14 protein-coding genes and 4 pseudogenes are annotated in these 20,168 nt (G+C 71.9%); 11 read left to right on the top strand and 7 right to left on the bottom strand.

The window, feature by feature from the left end:
- From ACWD3I_RS42825 to ACWD3I_RS42810, 4 genes and pseudogenes are all read left to right on the top strand, one after another.
- Positions 1 to 127 (top strand): annotated as a pseudogene (locus ACWD3I_RS42825) (aspartate ammonia-lyase); the annotation flags it as partial.
- 46 nt (positions 128 to 173) lie between these two features.
- On the top strand, positions 174 to 1,106 hold the full coding sequence (locus ACWD3I_RS42820; protein WP_365411066.1) for a glutaminase: 933 nt from the start codon (positions 174 to 176) through the stop codon (positions 1,104 to 1,106).
- A 90-nt stretch (positions 1,107 to 1,196) separates the two neighbouring features.
- Positions 1,197 to 2,591 carry a polyprenol phosphomannose-dependent alpha 1,6 mannosyltransferase MptB gene (mptB, locus tag ACWD3I_RS42815; protein ID WP_365411063.1) on the top strand — a complete coding sequence of 465 codons (1,395 nt, stop codon included), beginning with the start codon at positions 1,197 to 1,199 and terminating at the stop codon, positions 2,589 to 2,591.
- Positions 2,588 to 3,964: a glycosyltransferase 87 family protein gene (locus ACWD3I_RS42810; RefSeq protein ID WP_365411069.1), complete on the top strand. Its 1,377-nt coding sequence runs from the start codon at positions 2,588 to 2,590 to the stop codon at positions 3,962 to 3,964. The genes mptB and ACWD3I_RS42810 overlap by 4 nt, the downstream gene beginning before the upstream one ends.
- A gap of 59 nt (positions 3,965 to 4,023) precedes the next feature.
- Here ACWD3I_RS42810 and ACWD3I_RS42805 read toward each other — a convergent pair.
- The 4 genes and pseudogenes from ACWD3I_RS42805 to ACWD3I_RS42790 all read right to left on the bottom strand — a co-directional run.
- Positions 4,024 to 4,860, bottom strand: a pseudogene (locus tag ACWD3I_RS42805) (D-alanyl-D-alanine carboxypeptidase family protein); the annotation flags it as partial.
- A gap of 95 nt (positions 4,861 to 4,955) precedes the next feature.
- Positions 4,956 to 8,732: an NACHT domain-containing protein gene (locus tag ACWD3I_RS42800; protein ID WP_365411060.1), complete on the bottom strand. Its 3,777-nt coding sequence runs from the start codon at positions 8,730 to 8,732 to the stop codon at positions 4,956 to 4,958.
- A gap of 134 nt (positions 8,733 to 8,866) precedes the next feature.
- On the bottom strand, positions 8,867 to 10,009 hold the full coding sequence (gene rho / locus ACWD3I_RS42795; protein WP_365411057.1) for a transcription termination factor Rho: 1,143 nt from the start codon (positions 10,007 to 10,009) through the stop codon (positions 8,867 to 8,869).
- 242 nt (positions 10,010 to 10,251) lie between these two features.
- Complete coding sequence (locus ACWD3I_RS42790) at positions 10,252 to 11,079, bottom strand: class I SAM-dependent methyltransferase (protein ID WP_365411054.1); 828 nt, start codon at positions 11,077 to 11,079, stop codon at positions 10,252 to 10,254.
- Positions 11,080 to 11,237: 158 nt separating this feature from the next.
- Here ACWD3I_RS42790 and ACWD3I_RS42785 point away from each other — a divergent pair, with 158 nt between their 5' ends.
- The 4 genes and pseudogenes from ACWD3I_RS42785 to ACWD3I_RS42770 all read left to right on the top strand — a co-directional run bounded on the left by ACWD3I_RS42785 (position 11,238) and on the right by ACWD3I_RS42770 (position 13,979).
- Positions 11,238 to 12,008 (top strand): SDR family NAD(P)-dependent oxidoreductase, encoded by a 771-nt coding sequence (locus ACWD3I_RS42785; protein ID WP_365411051.1) that lies wholly within the window; start codon positions 11,238 to 11,240, stop codon positions 12,006 to 12,008.
- 6 nt (positions 12,009 to 12,014) lie between these two features.
- Positions 12,015 to 12,395, top strand: a pseudogene (locus ACWD3I_RS42780) (VOC family protein); the annotation flags it as partial.
- A 25-nt stretch (positions 12,396 to 12,420) separates the two neighbouring features.
- A pseudogene (locus tag ACWD3I_RS42775) lies at positions 12,421 to 12,795 on the top strand (MFS transporter); the annotation flags it as partial.
- A 191-nt stretch (positions 12,796 to 12,986) separates the two neighbouring features.
- Entirely contained in the window at positions 12,987 to 13,979 is a 993-nt protein-coding gene (locus ACWD3I_RS42770; RefSeq protein ID WP_365411049.1) for a hypothetical protein, read from the top strand.
- Positions 13,980 to 14,118: 139 nt separating this feature from the next.
- On the opposite strand, the gene ACWD3I_RS42765 is transcribed toward ACWD3I_RS42770, so the two are convergent.
- Complete coding sequence (locus ACWD3I_RS42765; protein ID WP_365411046.1) at positions 14,119 to 14,520, bottom strand: nuclear transport factor 2 family protein; 402 nt, start codon at positions 14,518 to 14,520, stop codon at positions 14,119 to 14,121.
- A 97-nt stretch (positions 14,521 to 14,617) separates the two neighbouring features.
- On the opposite strand from ACWD3I_RS42765, the gene ACWD3I_RS42760 reads away from it, so the two are divergent.
- Entirely contained in the window at positions 14,618 to 15,343 is a 726-nt protein-coding gene (locus tag ACWD3I_RS42760; protein ID WP_365411043.1) for a class I SAM-dependent methyltransferase, read from the top strand.
- Positions 15,344 to 15,429: 86 nt separating this feature from the next.
- Here the strand turns inward: ACWD3I_RS42760 and ACWD3I_RS42755 are convergent, their stop codons facing one another.
- Positions 15,430 to 17,505 (bottom strand): ATP-binding protein, encoded by a 2,076-nt coding sequence (locus ACWD3I_RS42755; protein WP_365411040.1) that lies wholly within the window; start codon positions 17,503 to 17,505, stop codon positions 15,430 to 15,432.
- A 106-nt stretch (positions 17,506 to 17,611) separates the two neighbouring features.
- Here ACWD3I_RS42755 and ACWD3I_RS42750 point away from each other — a divergent pair, with 106 nt between their 5' ends.
- Both ACWD3I_RS42750 and ACWD3I_RS42745 read left to right on the top strand, forming a co-directional pair.
- Positions 17,612 to 18,493 (top strand): MEDS domain-containing protein, encoded by an 882-nt coding sequence (locus tag ACWD3I_RS42750; protein WP_365411037.1) that lies wholly within the window; start codon positions 17,612 to 17,614, stop codon positions 18,491 to 18,493.
- Complete coding sequence (locus ACWD3I_RS42745) at positions 18,490 to 19,422, top strand: sensor histidine kinase (RefSeq protein ID WP_365411034.1); 933 nt, start codon at positions 18,490 to 18,492, stop codon at positions 19,420 to 19,422. The genes ACWD3I_RS42750 and ACWD3I_RS42745 overlap by 4 nt, the downstream gene beginning before the upstream one ends.
- On the opposite strand, the gene ACWD3I_RS42740 is transcribed toward ACWD3I_RS42745, so the two are convergent.
- Positions 19,358 to 20,110 carry a GntR family transcriptional regulator gene (locus ACWD3I_RS42740; RefSeq protein ID WP_365411031.1) on the bottom strand — a complete coding sequence of 251 codons (753 nt, stop codon included), beginning with the start codon at positions 20,108 to 20,110 and terminating at the stop codon, positions 19,358 to 19,360. The genes ACWD3I_RS42745 and ACWD3I_RS42740 overlap by 65 nt on opposite strands.
- Positions 20,111 to 20,168: the final 58 nt, after the last annotated feature.

Genomic DNA, 20,168 nt, shown 5'->3' with positions numbered 1-20,168 from the left:
GGAGGCCCTCGTCACCGGCCGCGGGGTGGCCGAACTCGTCCTGGAGAAGGGGCTGTTGCCCGCCGAGACCCTCGCCGACCTACTGCGCCCCGAGGTCGTCGCGGGCACCGGACAGGCTTTGGCCTGACCCGTCCCGACACGCTGATGCGCGCCCTGACCGGCCCGGAGGCACAATGGTGATCATGACGTCGTCCTTGCCCTTCGAGCCGGTCCTGGCACGCATCGCCGAGGAGATCGAACGCACCCCGGGGCGCGGCCGGCCCGCCGACTACATCCCGGCGCTCGCCGCCTGCGACCCGCGCCGCTTCGGCATGGCCGTCGCGGAACTGGACGGCACGGTGTACGGCGTGGGGGACTGGCGGCAGCCGTTCTCCACGCAGTCCATCACCAAGGTCTTCACCCTCGCCCTCGACCTGGCCCGCGAGGGCGACGCACTCTGGGAGCACGTGGGCCGCGAACCCTCCGGCAACCCCTTCAACTCCCTGGTCCAGCTGGAGTACGAGAACGGCATCCCGCGCAACCCGTTCATCAACGCGGGCGCGCTCGTCGTCACCGACCGCCTCCAGACCCGTACCGGAGACGCCGCCGGAGAACTCCTGTCGTTCCTTCGCGCCGAGAGCGGCAACCCGGGCCTGGACTTCGACGAGGAGGTCGCCGCCTCCGAATCCGCCCACGGCGACCGCAACGCCGCCCTCGCCCACTTCATGGCGGCGTACGGCAATATCGACAACCCCATCCCGGTCCTGCTCGACCAGTACTTCCGCCAGTGCTCCCTCCTGGCGTCCTGCGCCGACCTGGCCCTCGCCACCTCCTTCCTGGCCCGCCACGGCATCCGCGCCGACGGCACCCGGCTGCTCACCCGCAGCCAGGCCAAGCAGGTCAACGCGGTGATGCTGACCTGTGGGACGTACGACGCGGCGGGGGAGTTCGCCTACCGGGTCGGCCTGCCGGGCAAGAGCGGGGTCGGCGGCGGGATCATCGCGGTGGTGCCGGGCCGCTGCACGCTGTGTGTGTGGAGTCCGGGGCTGGACGAGCGGGGCAACTCGGTGGCGGGAGTGGCGGCGCTGGACAGGTTCACGACGCTCACGGGGCTGTCGGTGTTCTGAACACACGGCGGTCACACGGCCGCCGTCGTGCCGAGGGCGCCACGTCAGTTTCCGGCCACCCGACGTTGACACGCTTCCCGAGTGTTGGCCATGGCTTTCCCCGTCGATCTCCGCCGCTGTCAGGTTCTTGGCCTGGCCGGAACCGCGTTCCTCGCCCTGGGCGGTGACACGGCGGGCGCCCTGCCCGTACGGGAGCTCCTGGCCCCCGCCACCGTACGGGTCGCCCTCGGCCTGGTCGGCGTCTACTTCGGCGTCGTCCTGCTGATAGCCGCCTGGCTGCTGCTGGGACGCCTCGTCCGCGGCGCGGCACCACCCAGCCCGCGCGCCCTGCTGCTGGTCCTCGCGATCTGGGCGGCCCCGCTGCTGCTGGCCCCGCCCCTCTTCAGCCGCGACGTCTACAGCTACCTCGCCCAAGGCGCCATGGTCGACGCCCACATGGACGTGTACACCCACGGCCCCGCCCAGCTCGGCGGCCCGCTCGCCGACGAGGTCGCCCCGATCTGGCGGAACACCGCCGCGCCGTACGGCCCGGTGTTCCTCGCCGTCGCCTCCGCGCTGGCCGGACTGACCCGGGGCGAACTCCCCGCCGGCCTTTTCGGGATGCGGCTCGTGGCGCTGTGCGGGGTGGCCCTGATGGCGGCCGCGCTGCCCCGCCTGGCCCGGCACAGCGGCGCCGACCCGGCCGCCGCGCTCTGGCTCGGCGCCCTCAACCCGCTGGTGCTGCTGCACCTCGTGGCGGGAGCCCACAACGACGCCGTCATGCTGGGTCTGCTCGGCGCCGGTCTGGTCGCGGCGCTCGGCCGGTGGCCGGCGCTCGGTGCCGTCCTCGTCACCCTCGCCGCCCTGGTCAAGGCACCCGCCGCGCTCGGCCTCGCCGCGGTCGTCGTCCTCCAGGTCCGCGCGGGCCGCGGCCCGGTGACCGCGGTCGCCACGACAGCGGCAACTGCCGCCGCCACGACCGTCGCGGCGACCGCCGTGGCAGGCACCGGATACGGCTGGATCGGAGCCCTGAACACGCCCGTGTCCCCGCAGAACTGGGCCCTCACCAGCCTCCTCGGCCGCGCCACCCGTGCCCTCCTGGAACACCTCGGCAGCGACCTCGCGCCCCTGGCGATACCCGCCTGGCACGCCCTCGGCATCGCGGTCGCGGGACTGACCATCCTCGTCATATGGCTGCGGCTGCGCCCGCGCCCGGTGTACGCGCTCGGTCTGAGCCTGGTCACGGTCGCCGCCCTCGGCCCGGCGATCCGACCCTGGTACGCCCTGTGGGGGCTGTTCCTCATCGCCGCGGCGGCCCCCAGCACCTCGGTACGGCACCGGACGGCCGTCGTGACCGGTGTGCTCGCGCTGGCCACCCTGCCCAGCGGCGGGCCGGCGGACACCGGGCAACTGGTCCTGGCCGGGTGCGGTGGCGCGCTCGCCGTGGTCGTCCTGTGGCAGGCCCACCAGACGGCCCAGGCACCGGCGTCGGGCCGCACCGCGTGAAGGCGCCCCGCACCGACCGCGGCCGACTCCTGCTGGTCCTCGCCCTCGCCGCCGCCGTCACCGCCTTCACGGCGACCGTGCCGCTGCTGCGCGACTGGTTCGACCTGCGCGTCTACTACGGCACCGTCGACAGCTGGGTCCACCACGGCGGCCGGATCTACGACTACCGGGTGCCCGGCACGACCTACGGCTTCACCTACCCGCCCTTCGCGGCCGTCGCCATGCGGCCGATGGCCCTGTTCCCGCTGCGCGTCGTGATCGTCGTCGCGCTGCTGCTCAACCTGGCGGCTCTCGCGGTGATCGTGCGACTCCTGGCCGGACGGTCCTGGCGACGCCACGGCTGGTTCGGCTGCGCTCTGGGAGCCTGTCTGCTCGCCCTGTTCGAGCCACTGCGGGACACGTTCAGCTTCGGCCAGGTCAACCTCCTGCTGATGGCCCTGGTGATGACGGACGGATGGCTGCTCGCCACGGGGCGGGGGCGCCGGGCCGGCGTGGGAATCGGTCTGGCGGCGGCGGTCAAACTCACGCCCGCGCTCTTCATCGCGCTGTTGCTGCTCGCCGGGCGGCGGCGGGCCGCGGCCGTGGCGACGTCGGTGGCCGTGGGTGTGACCGCGCTGGCCGCCTCGGTGGCGCCCGACGCCTCGCGCTTCTACTGGACGGAGGCGATGTGGGACACGACGAGGGTGGGCCGCCTGGACTACGTCTCGAACCAGTCGCTGCAAGGGATCCTGGCCCGGCTGGGCGAACCGGACCGCGCGGCGTGGGCGGCCACGGTGCTGCTGGTGCTGGCCGTCTGGGCCGTGCGGGCCCGCCGGGCGACGGCCGCGGGGGACTGGCCGGCCGCGATCGCCCTCACCGGGCTGACCGCCTGCCTCATCAGCCCGATCACCTGGGTGCACCACCTGGTGTGGCTGTTGCCGGCGTTCGCCGTACTGGTGCGCGCAGGGCACCCGCGCGTGGCGGGTGCCCTGTACGCGGTGCTGTGCACCAGCGTGGTGTGGCTGTGGTTCGACGACGCGTCCGGCGTCGACGGCTTCCTCGGCGGCAACACCTACACCTGGATCACCCTCGGTCTGCTGCTGTGCCTGCCTGCCGGTCAACCCCGGGGCGGCCGCCCGGCCTTGGCCCGCAGAACGAAGGCGACGGCGCCCGCACCGAGCCCGGCGGCGCCCGCGATCGCCCCCGTCCGCGGCCAGCCGGACCCGTCGTCGGGGACGGGCGCGGCGGCCGCGGGCGCCGTGTCGGGCCCCGGCCGCGGCCTGACCCGCAGCGCGTCCAGCGAACCCACCGGATCCACCCGGCCCGCCGCGTCGAAACCCCAGTCGAGCAGCTCGCGCGCCTCCTCGTACACGGCGAAGCCACCACCCGCCTGAGGGTTCATCACCGTGACGACAAGCCGACGGCCACCCCGCTCGGCGGCGGCGACGAGCGTGTTGCCCGCGTTGCTGGTGTACCCGTTCTTGACCCCGACCAGCCCGGCGTAGGGCTCCACCCCGTCGGCGCCGGTGAGCAGCCGGTTGGTGTTCTGGATGTCGTACGACCAGCCGCCGCCACCGGGGAACTTCGCCTCGACCGTGCCGCAGTACCGGGCGAAGTCCGGGTTGTGCAGCCCCGCTCGCCCGAACACGGCGAGGTCGTACGCGGACGAGACCTGGCCGGGCGTGTCGTAGCCGTCGGGCGAGCGGACGTGGGTGTCGAGAGCGCCGAGCGCTCGGGCCTTGGCCTGCATCCGGGCGGCCGTGAAGCGCCAGCCGCCGCTGAGCCGGGCCAGCACGTGCACGGCGTCGTTCCCGGAGTTGAGGAACACCCCGCGCCACAGATCGGCGACCCGGTACGTCTGCCCTTCCCGCACCCCGACGAGGCTGCTGCCCGCCCCGACGTCCGCCAGCTCCTGGCCCCCGACCTTGTGCCGGATGCCACCGGGCAGGGTGGGCAGCACGGCCAGCGCGAACAGCGTCTTCAGCGTGCTGGCAGGCGGCAGCTTGCGATGCGCGTCGTGCGCGGCGAGCACCTCCCCGCTCTCCGCGTCGGCCACGACCCACGACAGCGCGGAGACGCCCGGCACCCGGGGCGCGTCCCGGTGCGGGCGGACCTGTGTGCCGGTGCGATACAGCAGTGCGGGCTGCGCGGCCGCGGCCCGCGGGCCGCCGGGCGCATCGGGGTCGGAGCCCGTGCGAGCGACCGCCGAGACGGGGGCGAACGCCAGCAGGCCCGCCGTGCACAGGGCACAGGCCGACACGGCAACCCGGGAGGTAGATCCGATAGTCATACCGCAAACCTAGGAATGGACCCGCCCTGCACCCCGCTGGCCGGGCCGTGCGGGGTGCGCGAGCACCCGGATGCCACACGGCCGGTTCGTGTCGGTCAACCGGAGAGCCGGCTGAGGAGGTGGGCGGCGACCGCGCGGGTCTCCTCGTCGGGGTCGTGCCGGGCACACTCCCGCAGGGTGGAGGTGGTTTCCGGGGAGGTCGGCCACGTCAGGGCGACCAGATGCAGAAGGCGGCGACGGATACCGAGATCGGGGTCCGACGTGGCACGGGCCGCCGCTACCGGCAGGGCCTCTTCGTCGGTGGCGGTGAGTGCCCAGCGGCGCAGGGCGGTGAATCTGACGTCGGTGGCCGGGTCGTCCGTGGCCAGTCGGAGGAAGAAGGCCTGGACGTCCGGGTGGTGGGGCTGGTGAAGGGCGAGGGTTTTCACGGCGTCGTGTCGCGCGTCCTTGTCGTCATGATGCCGCGCGACATGGATGAGGAGGTCGCGCATGTCGCCGTCCTGTGCCCAGCGTGTGCGGAGGGCGGCCAGGGCCGGTCCGGTGGCGGTCGACTTCGCGGCGGCATTCCACAGGGCGTCTCGGGGATCCGTGCGGTCGATGGACTGCCTGCCGAGTGTCCTGATGGCGTACTCGCGTGTGTCGTAGCCGTCCAAGGGCCCCGTCGCCAGGCGGATGAGCGCCGCCCATTCCTGCTCTTGGCCGGGCCGGTCGTCCTGGGACGGGTCCGGGACGAGGCCTCGCTCGATCTGGGGTGGCAGGTCGAGCGCGTCGAGGACCAGGGGATGGATGTCCTTGCGGTCCGGGCAGTGCCGTATCAGCTCCTTGAGCACTGAGGACCGGGCACGCCCCGTCAGCGTGCCAGGGGTCGCGACCGCGTCGATGAGCAGTTCCTGGATCGCGGGGTCGTCCAGCCAATGCTGAGCCAGCCGGAGGTGGACGCGGTCTCGGACGAAGCCGTCGGCGTCGACTGCCGCGGCGGTCAGCACACCGCGTGCGGCATCGTGGCCGAAGCGGTCGCGGTCGATCAACTCCACGGCGGTGTACCGGACCCCCGCGTCGGGGTCGGTGGCGGCGAGACGCAGGACGAGGTCCTGAAGCTCCTCCTGGACGACCGGGTGACCGTGCAGCGTGTCGAGGGAGGCCCTGCGGACGGCCGGATCGGGGTCCGCCGCGGCCTTGACGACCACCCGACCCACCTCGGCATCGGCCGGACCCAGGTTGCCCAGCGCGAACAGGACGGTCACGAGGTCATACCGCCGCACCGCGTCGCCCACTTGCTGAAGGAGCAGTGCGCGCGCACGACTGTCGGCGGGCCAGTAGGTACCGATGACCCACATCGCGGTCTCGCGTTCTTCCAGGAGATCCGCTTCGACCATGCGCCGACCGATCAGCTCGAAGACCTCCTCGTACTGCGAGCAGTGACGTCCCAGGGTCTTCACCGCGCGCCCACGGACAAAGATGTCCGAGTCGGCCACGGCACGCTCCGTCAGGAAGCGACGGATGCCGGGATTCTCGGCCGCCGCGTCGCCCAGGGCACGGACCACGTGTCCCCGGGACCAACCGCTCGGATCCTCGACCGCGGTGCGCTTGAGCAGGTCGAGCGATTCAGGGTCGTGCGCGCAGAAGCGCGCCAGAATGGACAGGGCGGCGTGGCGGCTGCGCTCGACCGGGTCCTTTTCGGCGCGGGCCCTCGTCAGGGCACGGACATCTTCGCGCTCGGACCACACATCGGCCATCACTTCCAGAGCCAGGGAGCGCAGACGGCCATCGGTGTCGTGTTCCGCCGAGTGCCGCAGTGCGGCGTACACGGTGGGGTCCTCCGGTTGCTGTCGGGCCCAGGCGTGCAGGAAGCGGAGCCGGTCGCCGCTGTAGTAGCTCAGGCGGGACAGGCGGGAGAGTTCGTCGATGCCGAGGCGGAACGTACAGGCGACGGAGATGGGTTCGTGACTGGAGGCGAACTGTCCGCTGATCCAGAACCAGCGCAGGAAGCTCCGCTGTCCGGCCCAATGAGGGCTGAACGTGGACAGCGCCGGCATCGCCTCGTTGAGCAGCCAGGGCCCCTTCCGGCTTCGCAGGTCCATTGCCCGCGTCGCGGCTTCGACGACGGCCGTGCTGCGCGCGGACAGCTCGCCCAGTTTGTTCGTCTCGGCCAGCATCCGCAGTGCGAGGGCGACATGGGACGCGTCGCTGTCGGGTGCCGCGGCGTGCAGTTCCAGCAGGCGGTCCACGGCGGTTCCTGTCGGCGCCGTCCCGAGCTGGCCGAAGAGCAGCAGGAGCACCTCGTGCCACGCCGGGTCGGCGGCCCGCCGGACGACGACCTGCTCGACCAGTTCCTCCGGTGTCGCCCACTCACGGTCGTTGTACCGCTGGGCGATGTCCGTCGCCGCCAGATACTCCAGGAACGCCCGGTGCACGAACCCGTACACCTCGCCTCCGTAGCGGGACAGGATGAAGTTCCGTTCGTGGAGTTGCGCGACCATCGCGCGGGCCGCCGCGGTGACGTGGACCGGCGGCAGCTCGTACTTCTGGAGGTACTCGCGGAAGACCCGTTCGAGGTCGGGGGCGTGGATGTGGTTGCCGGCGATGCCGCTGTGGCCCTCCTGCATCGTGCGGGCCAGCAGGCGCAGCAGTTCCAGGCGTTCGTCGGGACCGAGCACGTCGAGGGCCTCGGCGACCGGTGGGCTGAGCGGGGCCTTGAGGAGCTTGGCAGCCCGGTCCCAGTGGGATACGAGGACCGTGACGGCGTGCTCGAACACGCTGCGTCTGTTGTGCGGGAGGGTCTGCCGGCGGCCGATGATCGCGAGGACGGTCAGCAGCAGGGGATTGCCCGCCATGTCCTGAAGCGGCCGCGAGCTCGTGACGGCCGACGTGAGCCTCTCGACGAGTTGCCCGGCCTGCGCCGGGGCGTTGGGGCAGGCGACGTCGTACCAGCTGCGGATGAACGCGCGGATCCGGCCCGCGTCCAGGTCCTGGAGCATGAAGTGGGCGAAGCCGGCCGCCTCCAGGACCCCGCGCTGGTAGCCGATGACCCGGGAGGTGACCACGATCCGCGCGGACGGGTACCGGGCGGCGAAGGCGGCGATGCGCTGGGAGGTCCTGGCGCGCACCGTGGGGTCGAACAACTCGTCCAGTCCGTCGAAGACGACCAGGGCCCGGCCGTTCGTGAGCAGTTCCTCCTGGACCGGCCGGGGCACGGACAGGGTGTAGGCCTCGTGGAGGTGGGCGAGGAAGTCCTCGAAGCTGCTGTGCCGCCACTGTTCCTCGGAGTACTGACGCAGTTCCACCACCAGCGGCACCCGGCCCGCCAGATCGGCGAGCGGTCGGTCCGCCGGGCCTCCGGTCAGCGCCAGGGCGGCGTAGCGGACCAGGGTGGACTTCCCGGCTCCTGGATCTCCGAGGAGCACGAGGAGACGGTTCGCCGGTACGGCCAGCACTTCCAGGACCGGCTGGGCGGGGCGACGTAGATAGGAATCGCGCAGAGACATGAGGGACGTGCTGTCGACGCCGGGCGGAACGTGGTCCTCGTCCGGCAGTTCGCCCGACTCCACGAGGCGCTTGAGCAGTTCCCGAGGGAGCTCCACGGGCGGCAGATCGGCCCGTACGGTCGGCGTGACGAACACCTCGCGCAGTTCCACCGTCGGGTGTTCCGTCTCCGAGAGCGGTGTGAGGACTTCCAGATCCAGACGACCGTAGACCTGTGCGATCCGCCGCGCGTACTGCGCCACGGCGACGTCGACTTCCTCCGGTGACGGCCGGGCGGGGGCCGGTGGGGCTCGGAACACCTGGACCGTGTTCCCGTCGCCGGTGACGACCGTATCGGCGTTCCCTCCGACGGCGACCGACCGGTCCCCGCTCGCCCGGGACTCCTTCATGGCGCCCCGACGAGGACGGCGTTACCGATCGCGACCATGTCTCCCCCTGCTGACCTGCGGCCCACCGCCGGGCCAACAAGCTAGCGCCCGCCCCTCAACTCCGCATGCCCTTCGGGCGATTCGGACACGGCACGTCAGCCCGCGGGCAGTGTCGGCAGGACGCGCCGCAGGAATGTCGCGTTGTCCGGGGTCTCGCGCATGCGCTCCAGGAGGGTTTCCAGACTGGGCTGGCCGTCGCGGGTCTGCAGGGCCCGGCGCAGACCGCGTACGGCGGTCAACTCGGCCGGGGGCAGGAGCAGTTCCTCGCGGCGGGTGCCGGAGGGGTTGATGGCGACGGCCGGGAAGACACGGCGGTTGGCGAGTTCGCGGTCGAGGCGGAGCTCCATGTTGCCCGTGCTCTTGAGCTCCTCGAAGAAGTAGTCGTCGGCACGGGAGCCGGTCTCCACCAGGGCGGTGGCCAGGATGGTGAGCGAGCCGCCCTCCTCGGCCGACCGCGCGGAGCCGAAGAACCGCTTGGGGCCGATCAGCGCGGTCGCGTCCACGCCGCCGCTGAGGGTGCGGCCACCGGCGGCGGCCGCGTTGTTGTGGGCCCGGCACAGCCGGGTCAGGGAGTCGAGCAGGATCACGACGTCCTCCCCGTCCTCGACGAGCCGCTTGGCCCGCTCGATCACGAGGTCCGCGAGCGCGATGTGCTGCTTGGGCGTGCGGTCGAACGTGGAGGCGTACACCTCGCCGCGCACGGAGCGCCGCATGTCGGTGACTTCCTCGGGGCGTTCGTCGAGCAGCACGACCATCAGCCGGCACTCGGGGTGGTTGCCGGCGACGGCCGCCGCGATCTGCTGGAGGAGGACCGTCTTGCCGGTCTTGGGCGGGGCGACGATCAGTCCGCGCTGGCCCTTGCCCACGGGGGCGATGAGGTCGGCGACCCGGCCGGTGAGACCGGACGCCGGGTGTTCGAGGCGGATGCGCTCGCTCGGGTGCAGCGGTGTCAGGTCGCGGAAGTGGCGGCGGCCGCGCATCTCGTCGGGGGTGCGGCCGTTGACCCGGGCGACCTCGGTGAGGGCGCGCTGGGTGCCGCGTACGCCGTCGACGGTGTCGCCCTTGCGCAGACCGTACTTGCGGATCAGCGCGGGGGAGACCTGGAGGTCGGACGGCAGCGGCAGCATGCTCTCGGCGCGCAGGTGGCCCTTGCCGTTCGCGTCGATGTCGAGGACGCCGGTGGCGGCGCGGACCGGGAGCTGCTGCTGGACAGGGGGGTGTTCGAGTGTGGTGGTCATGGTGGTCGGTCCTTTCGAGGACACAAGGCATGGGACATGCGGAAGGAAGGGGAGGGCCGCGAAGTTCGGGAAGGCGACAGAAGGCCTTCGAGCGGCGGGAAACAGCACCTCGGATACGGCGATGACCGTCGACTGCGAGGTGGTGAGAGAGCCGGTACGACGACCGGCGAACTGAAGGTGAATCGGCACCGGCGCCCAGGACCGGGCGTACACAAGTGCTAAAGGGACCGTACCACGGTGGTTCAGCGTGTGGCGAGGAGCCCGTAGAGAAGCGGGATCCGCGGCTCGGGCAGACGCCACCAGCCGGACGGGGTGCGGACCATCTGCGGCCAGCGCGGCCAGGGGAGCTCGTCGCTCTCCCGGAGCCGCCGAATGGCCAGTCCTGCCCCGGTCAACGCGTTGATGACCTCGTCTATTCCGTGCATCCACTCATAGCTGTCGGTGGCGTCCGCCACGGCCGGCCCGTCGGTGTAGGTGTGGGTCGCGTCACGGTGCACGGTGTCGCCCCCGCCCAGATAGTCGTGCCGGAGCAGCAGCTCGGGCGCCTCGCCCGGGGCGGGCTTCGGTCCCAGCGAGTTGAGCAGCGGATGGAACTCCACGACATACAACCGCCCGCCCGGCCGCAGCAGTTGAGCGACGACACCCGCCCATCGCTCCAGGTCGGGCAGATAGCACAGGGCGCCCTTCCCGGTGTACACGACGTCGAACTGCCGCCCGTCGAGCGCCTCGACGGCGTCGTACACATTGGCCTGCACGTACGCGACGTCCAGACCCGCCCTCGCCGCGATGTCCCGCGCGGCAGCCACCGACGCCGCGGAGAAGTCCAGGCCGGTCGCCCGGGCCCCACGCCGGGCGAAGGCGATCGTCTCGGTGCCGAGATGGCACTGGAGGTGGAGCACGTCGCGGCCGCCGAGCTCACCGAGGTCGTCCCACTCGAAGCCGGCGAACCAGCGGGCGGGGTCGAGGTCCTGGTCGAGACCGTAGAAGCTGCTGGCGAGGTGGACGGGGGTACGGGCGTCCCAGTTCGCCTGGTTGGCCCGCATGAACCGCGCGTGCTCGTCGGTGGTCATGAGGCCATCCAACCGGAAGAGCCCGCACCCTGAGCCGTATACCAGCCATACGAACCCCCGATGGCGGTTCGCTGACGTATTTCTTGTTCCGGCCAAAACCCCTCCCTACGCTTCCACCACCGCACTCCGGCGGGATGGGACAAGGGGCATGAAAAATCATGGGTCGACTGGCCGGAAAAATCGCCTTCATCAGTGGGACGGGAGCCGGAATAGGCCGCGCCGCCGCTCAGGTATTCGCCGATGAGGGCGCCCTGGTATTCGGCTGTGACATCGATGAGGAAAGTGCGGCTGAAACCGTGGAGCTCGTCGAGAGGGCCGGGGGAGTCATGCGTTCCCTCGCCCCTGTCGATCTTTCCACCGAGGGCGGCGCACGGGAGTGGATCGATGCCGGATTCGAGGCTTTCGGCGGAATCGACATCCTCTACGACAACGCCTCGGCACTGCGGAACGGGCCGTTCGAGACCATGCCCGCCGAGGACTGGTACTTCACCATCAGGAACGAGCTCGGCATCCCCTACTTCTGCACGCGGGCCGCCTGGCCGCACCTCATCGCCCGCGGCGGCGGCGCCGTCCTCAACGTCGCCTCCGTGGCCGCCGTACGCGGCGCCCCCTTCATGCCGATGGTGCCGCACGGCGCCGCCAAGGGCGGGGTGCTGGCGATGAGCAAGCACCTGTGCGCCGCCGGCGCCCCGCACCGCATCCGGGTCAACACCATCGCCCCCGGCATGACACGGACCTCCGCCACCGCGCCCTTCCTCGACGATCCCGACGGACCGAAAGCGCAGCTGGAGGCGCGGATCCCCGTCGGACGCGTCGGCGAGCCCGAGGACATCGCCCGTGCCGCCGTCTTCCTCTGCTCCGACGAGGCGGCGTTCGTCAACGGCGCCGACCTCATGGTCGACGGCGGCGACAGCGCGATGGCGGGCTGAGCGCCGGTGACCACCCGACTCGACCACGTGGGCGTCAACGTACGGGATCTGGAAGCTCAGACCGCCTGGTACAAGGGGGCGTTCGGGTTGAAGAGCGTCTTCGAGTTCCACCTCGACGGGCCCGGACTCACCGGCGTCGTCCTGGAGCATCCGCACGGCTGGCGCATCGAACTGCTCGCCCGCGCCGGCTCCGCACCGGGCCTGCGGGCCCCCGACCCGCTGACCGCGGCCCTCACCGAGGGATACGGCCACTTCGCGGTCACCACCCCTGAACTCGACCCCGTCCACGCGGCCCTGGTGGCCCATGGAGCGGGCGAGGCCCTCGGACCGGGACCGTCCCCCGAGCCCGGTGTGCGCATGGCCTGGGTCACCGACCCCGAGGGAAATCTCATCGAACTCATAGAGCGTCACCGTGCCCTCGCCCATCAACGGGGAAATACAGGCCGCATTCGGCGCCTCCGGATCCCAAGTGGCCTGGGTGACTTCCGCCTTCATTCTGACCACCGCCATTCTCGAGCTGAATTTCGGTGTGCTGGGCGACCTCTTCGGACGCAAACGCCTCCTGGTGCTCGGCGGGTTCGTCCTCGCCCTCGGTGAACTCATCAACGCGCTCTCCCAGAACATCGAGATGCTGTGGATCGGGCAGGCCCTGGCCGGTATCGGTGCCGCCGCGCTCTTCCCCAGCTCCCTGGCCGTCATCGCGGCCGCCACGCCCGAGGAGAAGGACCGCGCGAAGGCCGTGTCCACCGGGGCGCTGAGCATCTCCCTCGCCTCGGCGCTCGGCCCGCTGTCCTCCGGAGTGCTGGCCACCGTCGCCGACTTCCGCTGGGCGGTTCGTGCCGCCGGTGGTCCTCGGCCTCGTCGTCGGCTTCTCCAGCATGGTCCTGGTCACCGACTCGAAGGCGCCCGAGGGCCGCACGCTGGACTGGCCCGGCCAGATCACCATCGCCGTCGGTCTGACCGCACGAGACCCCGTACATGCAGTCCGTGCCGTGGATGCTCGGTCTCGACGGCAACGTCCGGGCCACCAACCTCATCGGCAAGGGCAGCAAGGCCACCTACCTCAACTCCACGGTGTTCTCGCAGACATGGGGTGCCCTGTCGGTCGAGGGCGGCAGCGGGCTCAAGCTGACCGTGGTCGACAGCCATGTCGGGAACACCGGGGAGTACGGCTACGGCACCTACGCCATCGGCGACGCCGTCGTCCGCGTGCTCGGCTCGCGCTTCGACGTCGGCAGCTACGCGACCATCATCGCGGGACCGGCGGCGGTCGTGCACTACGGCGCCAGCACCCGGGCGGCCGTGGCCGCGCTGAACACCGAGCTCGACCTCGGACTGTCCGCCGCCGAGCTCAAGGCCCTTCCGGTGCGCAACACGGTCGTGAACTCAGGGCACTTCGGCTACATGTTCTTCGGCGCCGGCACCCTGACCGTCGACGGCGGCACCGTCATCAACTCCGAGCGGGCGACCTTCCTCAACAAGGGTCAGCAGACCGCCATCGCCGTCGACGGCTCCGGGGGTACCCGGCTCAACCCGAGCGACGGGATCATCCTCCAGATGATCGAGCTGGACGACCCGGGCCCGGTACGCGTCGACGGCAAGATGCTCAACACCGGTGTCTACACCGAGCCGACGGGCGACCCGGCCAAGGACTCCACCTTCGACGTCACCGCCGCGCACACCACCGACGGGGCCGCGACCTTCACCTCCATCAAGCTGAAGGGCGACTTCTGCAACGGCATGCGCACGGGCAAGAACATGGTCCTCACCTTCGAGGAGTCCACCGTCGAGGGCGTCATCATCTCCTCGCGGACCGAGCACCGGGTGTCCACGATCGACGCGTCCACCTTCTACGAGCTCGGCATCGTGGCCAACACCGCGCAGGCCGCCGTCAACAACGGTGTCGTCGTCACGCTGAACAGCGGCTCCACCTGGACGCCACCTGGACGGTCACCGGCACCTCGTACCTGACCTCCCTCACGCTCGCCGCCGACGCGGCCGTGAAGGCACCGCGCGGGAAGACGGTCACGCTGACCGTCGACGGGATGCGGACGGCCCTGACGCCCGGCGTGACCTGCACGGGTGCCCTCACCCTCACCGTGGCGTGACGTCAGGAGGCGGAGCTCGCCTCCGCCTCCTTCGCGATCCGCTCGAACTGGGCGCCCATGGCCTCCGCGAGGGCCTGGGCGCCCGACAACGGCCTCACCATGACGGTGAGTGCGTCGATCAGACCCTCCTCGTTGACGTGGATGAAGTCGCAGCCCGTCAGTGCGCGGTCGCCCACCCGGGCAGCGAACACCAAGGCGTGGTCGCGGCCGTCGGCCCCGGTGAGCTCGCGCTCGTACCGGAAGTCCTCGAAGACCCGGGAGACGCCCCGCAGGATCGCCGCCGTGATCGCCTTGCCGGGGTACGGCTTGAAGACGACCGGGCTCGTGAAGACGACGTCCTCGGCCAGCAGCGCCTCGACCGCATCGAAGTCCCACGCCTCGACGGCCTCACGGAAAGCGCGCATTCGAGCTCACCCCATAGTCAATTAGTTGAGTATTCGTGTCCTACGGTATGCCTCGGCACGCGGTGTGTCCATGGGGGTGCTCCCCTAAGCTGACGCGATGTTCAGCCCAGAAGGCCCGAGCCTCCGCGAACTCGCCGTCCAGGCCCTGTCCTCCGTGGAGCGTGGCTATGACCTCCTCGCCCCCAAGTTCGACCACACGCCCTTCCGGACCCCGGAATCGGTGCTCGACTCCGTCGCGCGGGCACTGCAGCGGACCGGGTCCTTCGATGCCGGGCTCGACTTGTGCTGCGGCACCGGGGCGGGGGTGGATGTGCTCGCGCGGGTCTGCCGGGAGAGCGTCACCGGCGTGGACTTCAGCGCCGGCATGCTGGACGTCGCCCGCGAGCGGGTGCGGCCCGCCGGGCCCCGGGTCGACTGGGTCCGAGCGGACGCCCGCGCGCTGCCCTTCCGGCCCGCCTTCGATCTCGTCGTCAGCTTCGGGGCCTTCGGGCACTTCCTGCCGGGCGAGCTGCCGGGACTGTTCGGCCAGGTCCGCTCCGTACTGCGGCCGGGCGGCTGCTTCGCCTTCCCGGTCGTCGCGCCGCCCCGGCCCGGCTCGCTCGGATATTGGATGCTGCTGGGCTTCGACATGGTGATGCGGGTGCGCAACGCGGTGTGGCGGCCCCCGTTCGTCATGTACTACCGCGCCTTCCGGCTGCGGGATGTGCGTGGAGAGCTGGAGCGCGCCGGTTTCCGCGTCGAGCTGACGGCGCTGCCCGAGTTCGGCCGCCGGGGCGACGGAAGCCCGCGCGTCCGCATGGTCGTGGCGCGGCTGCCGCACTGAAGGGCGGAGCTGCTGCGGGGCCCCGCCGCTCGTCGGCTCGGCCCTCGTCCGCAGGCGAGGAGGCCGATATCGGCGGCCTCCTCGGGCTAGACGTCCTCCCCCGTACCGACTCCACCCAGTGCCAGTCCGATCGCCGCTTCCGGCCCCAGCTCCCCGCCCTCGCGCACCGCTTCGGCGAACCGGGAGTCGCCCAGGGAGGCGCGCAGCCGGCGTTCGTACTCGCGGTGGAAGACGGTGGTGTCGGGTCTGCCCAACTGCGGCAGCCCCGCCGTGCGCCACAGGCTTCTGCTGACGCCCAGCAGGCGTGCCGCCAGCTCGTCCTCGCCCCGGGCGGCCTGCGCGGCGACCAGCAGGTCGGCGACGGCGGCGGCGCCGAGCCGGTCGTGCACCCGCCATTTCGCGGTCAGCGCCTCGCGGGCCGGGCGCAGCGCCTCGTCCGGTCGGCCGAGGCCGATCCCGGCGAGCGAGACGAAGAAGTCACCCCAGGCCCGCATCCACAACTCGCCCCGCTTCTCGCACTCCTGGCGCAGCCGTTCGGCGACCGAGGCACAGCGCTCGAACGCGGCCTGCCCGGCCAGGAGATACGCCTGCAGGGCGAGCGTCATCAGCTGGAAGAACTCGGCGCCACCGTCGCCCGCCGGGGCCTGCCGGGCGCTCCCGTACAGCACCGCCGAGCGTGCCGACTCGCCCCGCACGGCCAGGCTCGCCCCGGTCAACGGCAGTGCGGGAACGGGGAGATGCCGCTCCTCGGCCAGCCACACATAGGCGGTGCTCACCGACTCGGCGGCCTCCAGGTCGTCCGGTACGAGGGTGACCAGCCGGTGCGCCCACACGGCGAGGGTGTGTTCGGGCCCGCCGCCCTCGGAGGCGCGGTGGAGCGCCTGCTCCAGACAGCCCCGGCCCTCCTCCGCGAACCCGCAGGCGAACCAGAAGTACCAGAGGCTGCCCGTGAGTTCGAGCGCGGTCTCCGGCTCGGGCGCCGCCAGGCACTCCTCGATCGCCAGCCGTAGATTGGCGTGCTCCGCGGTCAGCCGCTCCGCCCACATCCGCTGGCCCGGCCCCAGCCACTCCGCCTCGCCCTGACGGGCGATCCACCGGAAGTAGTCCCGGTGGCGGCGCCGGACCGACTCCCCCTCGCCGAGCCCGGCCAGCCACTCGGCGCCGAACGAGCGGACGGTGTCGAGCATCCGGTAGCGTCCCGCCACGCCCTCGCCGTCCCGTGTCACGATCGACTTCTCGCTGAGCGAGGCGAGCAGCGCGAGGACGTCCTCGGCGCTCAACGGGCCGCCGTGGCACACGAACTCGGCCGCCTCCACGTCCCAGCCGCCGACGAACACCGACAGCCGGGCCCACAGCAGCCGCTCCAGCGGTGTGCACAGCTCGTGGCTCCAGCCGATGGCCGTGCGCAGCGTCTGGTGCCGGGCCGGCTGTGGCCGGGCGGACGAGACGAGCAGGTCGAAACGCGAGCCCAGCCCTGCCAGCAGCCGGTCGAGAGGCAGGCCCCGCAGCCGTACGGCGGCGAGCTCCAGGGCCAGCGGGATCCCGTCGAGGCGGGCGCAGACCGCCGCCACACCGGCCCGATTGGCCTCGGTGAGCGCGAACGACGGCACCGCGGCAGCGGCCCGGGCCGCGAACAGCGCCACCGCGTCGTCCCGTTCGCCCAGCGGCAGCGGCGCCACCGCCAGCAACTGCTCGCCCGGTACCCCCAGCGCCTGACGGCTGGTCGCCAGTACCCGCAGCTCCGGTACCTCGGCCAGGAGTCTCTGCACGACGCGCGCGCACTCCTCCAGGACGTGCTCGCAGGTATCGAGGACGAGCAGCAGCGGCGGCCCGGTGAGGTGCTCGCACACGGCCCCGAGGAGGGGCCGCAGGGTCTGCTCGGTCAGCCGGGTCGTCTGCGCCACCGTGTTGGTCAGGAGGTCCGGATTCCTGAGCTCCGAGAGCTCCACCAGCCAGGTCCCGCCACGGAAGGCCGGCTTCGCGACATGCGCGGCACGCAGCGCGAGCCGGGACTTGCCGACACCTCCCGGCCCCGTCAGCGTCACCAGGCGCGCTGCCCCCAACAGCCCCGCCGTTTCGGCGAGTTCGAGCCTGCGGCCGATGAACTCGTTCGGCTCGGCGGGAAGGTTGCCGGTCCTGCCGCCCTGCACAGAGGCCGCCATCGTCCCCCCTCACCGCAACCCGACGGTAGGTCACCCTAGCCCCTGACGGGGAACCGGAATCCGGCGTAGCGTGGAAGCGGTGTCGCCCCGTCGAGGGAGGCCTGCGATGGCCCTCGGATCCGCTGTGACGACCGTGGGTCAGATGCGCCACGGCGACCATCTGCTCCTCGGCTACGACACGGACGAGGAGCGCGAGACCGTCCTCGCCGCGTTCCTGCTCGACGGCCTGGCCAGCGGCCATCGCGGACTGCTCCTGCCGCCGGCCGACATGCCCGCGGGTGTCGCCCTGTCCTTCCTGGAGGCGCACGGCTGCCGGGTCGACGAGGAGGTCGCGGCCGGCCGGCTGTGCGTCGACGCCCATCTCGCGACCCCCGAAGGGCTGTGGGACCTGGACGAGATGATCCGCCGCGAGACGCGCCGCGCGGTCGGCGACGGTTTCCTGGGGCTGCGGGTGTGCACGGAGATCCTGCGCGCGCAGGCGGGGAAGGGGCTCAAGACGCTCCACGACAGCGAACTACTGCTCGACCCCGTGTTCGCCGCACTGCCGGTGCTCGGCATCTGCCAGTACGACAGCCGGGTCTTCGACGAGACCGAACTCGCCCCGCTCGCCGGGCTCCACCACGGCCTGGTGGGCGCCGACCACGTGTGGCGCGACGACCTGCTGTCCATCACCCGCACCTTCGCACCCCCCGGACTCGCCCTCGCCGGGGAGGTGGACGACACCAACGTCACCGCCGTCGCCCGCGCCCTGCACGCGGAACGGGCCCGCCCCGCGAGCGGCGCCCGCATCCGACTCGACCTGCACGAACTGCACTTCATCGACGTCGGCGCACTGCGCCTGCTGGTCTTCTCCGCTCTCGCCCTCTCCGCGGAGGACGGCACCCTCGTCCTGTCGGGAGTCGCCCCGCACATCCAGCGGGTGATGCGGGTGACCGGCTGGGACCGCGTTCCCGGCCTGCGCTTCGAACCGGACGGAGACACACCATGACCCGCACACGCTTCGTCCACCAGGCCCTCCGCTACGGCTCGGACCGCGAGTTCCTCGCCGTGACGGCCGACTTCGTCACCGAGGGCCTCGACGCCGGAGACGCCGTCCTCGCGGTGGTGAGCCCGCACAACATCACCCTGCTCGCCGAGGCACTCGGCGACCGCGCCCGCGAGGTCGAGTTCGTCGACGCCCACGACTGGTACGACTACCCGTCCCGCACCCTGGGCCGCTATCACGCCTACTGCGACCGGCACGGCACCGCCCGACGTGTGCGCGTCATCGGCGAACCCGTCTGGGCGGGCCGCAGCGCCTTCGAGACCCGGGAGTGGATGCGCTACGAGTCCCTCCTGAACGTCGCCTTCGCCGGCTCGGGCCACCGGATCCTCTGCCCGTACGACATCCACGCACTGCCCGCCGACATCGTCCGCACCGCGGCCCGCACCCACCCCGAACTCACGGACGGAACAGCCGACTTCACCGAGCCCACGGAGTTCTGCGCGCAGTGCGACGAGCCAAGGCCCGCCCGCCTGCCCCCGGGCCCGGACGACCTCCCCTTCACCCGCGGTGGCTCGGCCGCCGTGCGCCAGGGGCTCGCGGCGTACGCCCGCCGCGTCGGCCTGCCGGAGCAGCGGACGTACGACCTGGTGGCGGCGGTGCACGAGAGCGTCGTCAACGCCCTGCGCTACGGCGGCGGACGGGGCGTCGTACGACTGCGCAGCGACCCCGAGTACGTCATCTGCGAGATCCGGGACGGGGGAACGCACACCTCGGCGCCCCGACCGGCCTTCCCCGGCCACCTGCCGCCCGAGCCGCGCGCCCCGGGCGGTCACGGGATGTGGCTCGTACGGCAGTTGACGGACCTGGTCACCGAGGACCTGGACCCGACGGGCTCGGCCGTGCAGTTGTACTTCCGTCGGCCGGCAGCGTGAACTCGTAGACCAGTGCCTCCTGTCGGGCGTCCAGTACGAGGTCGGTGATCTCCAGGGGGCGGGCGTACTGGTCGTGCACCCGGCGGGTGACCCGGACCGAGGGGGTGTCCGCGAGCGGGGTGATGGAGTCGCGGTGGTGCAGGGTCAGGCCCGCCTTGCGCATCCAGTCGTAGGCCCGCCGCAGCTGTGCCGACGCGTTGCCGTCGGCCCGTCCGCGATACCGGGCCAGCTCCTCGACCTCGGCGAGTGCCACGGCGGAGAAGGAGGTCACGGCCGTACGCCGGCCCGACTCGTAGCGGTGCATCAGGGTCGGCCGGTGCGGGGCGAGCCCCAGTGCCTCGGCGTGTTCCGGCGGGGGAGTCTCCCAGGTGACGGTCGCCCGGTCGGCCGCACCCGGGCCCGCGGTGTCGGCGCCGACCGGAAAGGCGAGCGTGGACGGAGCCCCGACCGGCGTCGCGGGAAGCGCGGCATGGCTGCCCCGCCGGTCGGTGGCGACCAGGCCGTCGCGGCGCAGCACCTGGAGCGCCTGCCGGACGGTCTCCCTGCTGACCTCGAAGTGCTCGGCCAACTTTCGCTCACCCGGCAGCCGTTCACCGGGTGGGACGGTGCCGTCGCGCAGCTCGCCGAGCAGCTCCGTGGCGATCCTCCAGTACAGGGGTCGGTCCTCGTGCGGGGTGGTGCGGGCCATGCCGCGCCTCCAGTCGGTGACGTGCCGTAGCCGTGCGGGCTCATTGCGCCACCAGATC

This window comes from Streptomyces sp. NPDC002817 (assembly GCF_053592055.1).
This window is presented reverse-complemented; position numbering and strand designations above follow the sequence as displayed.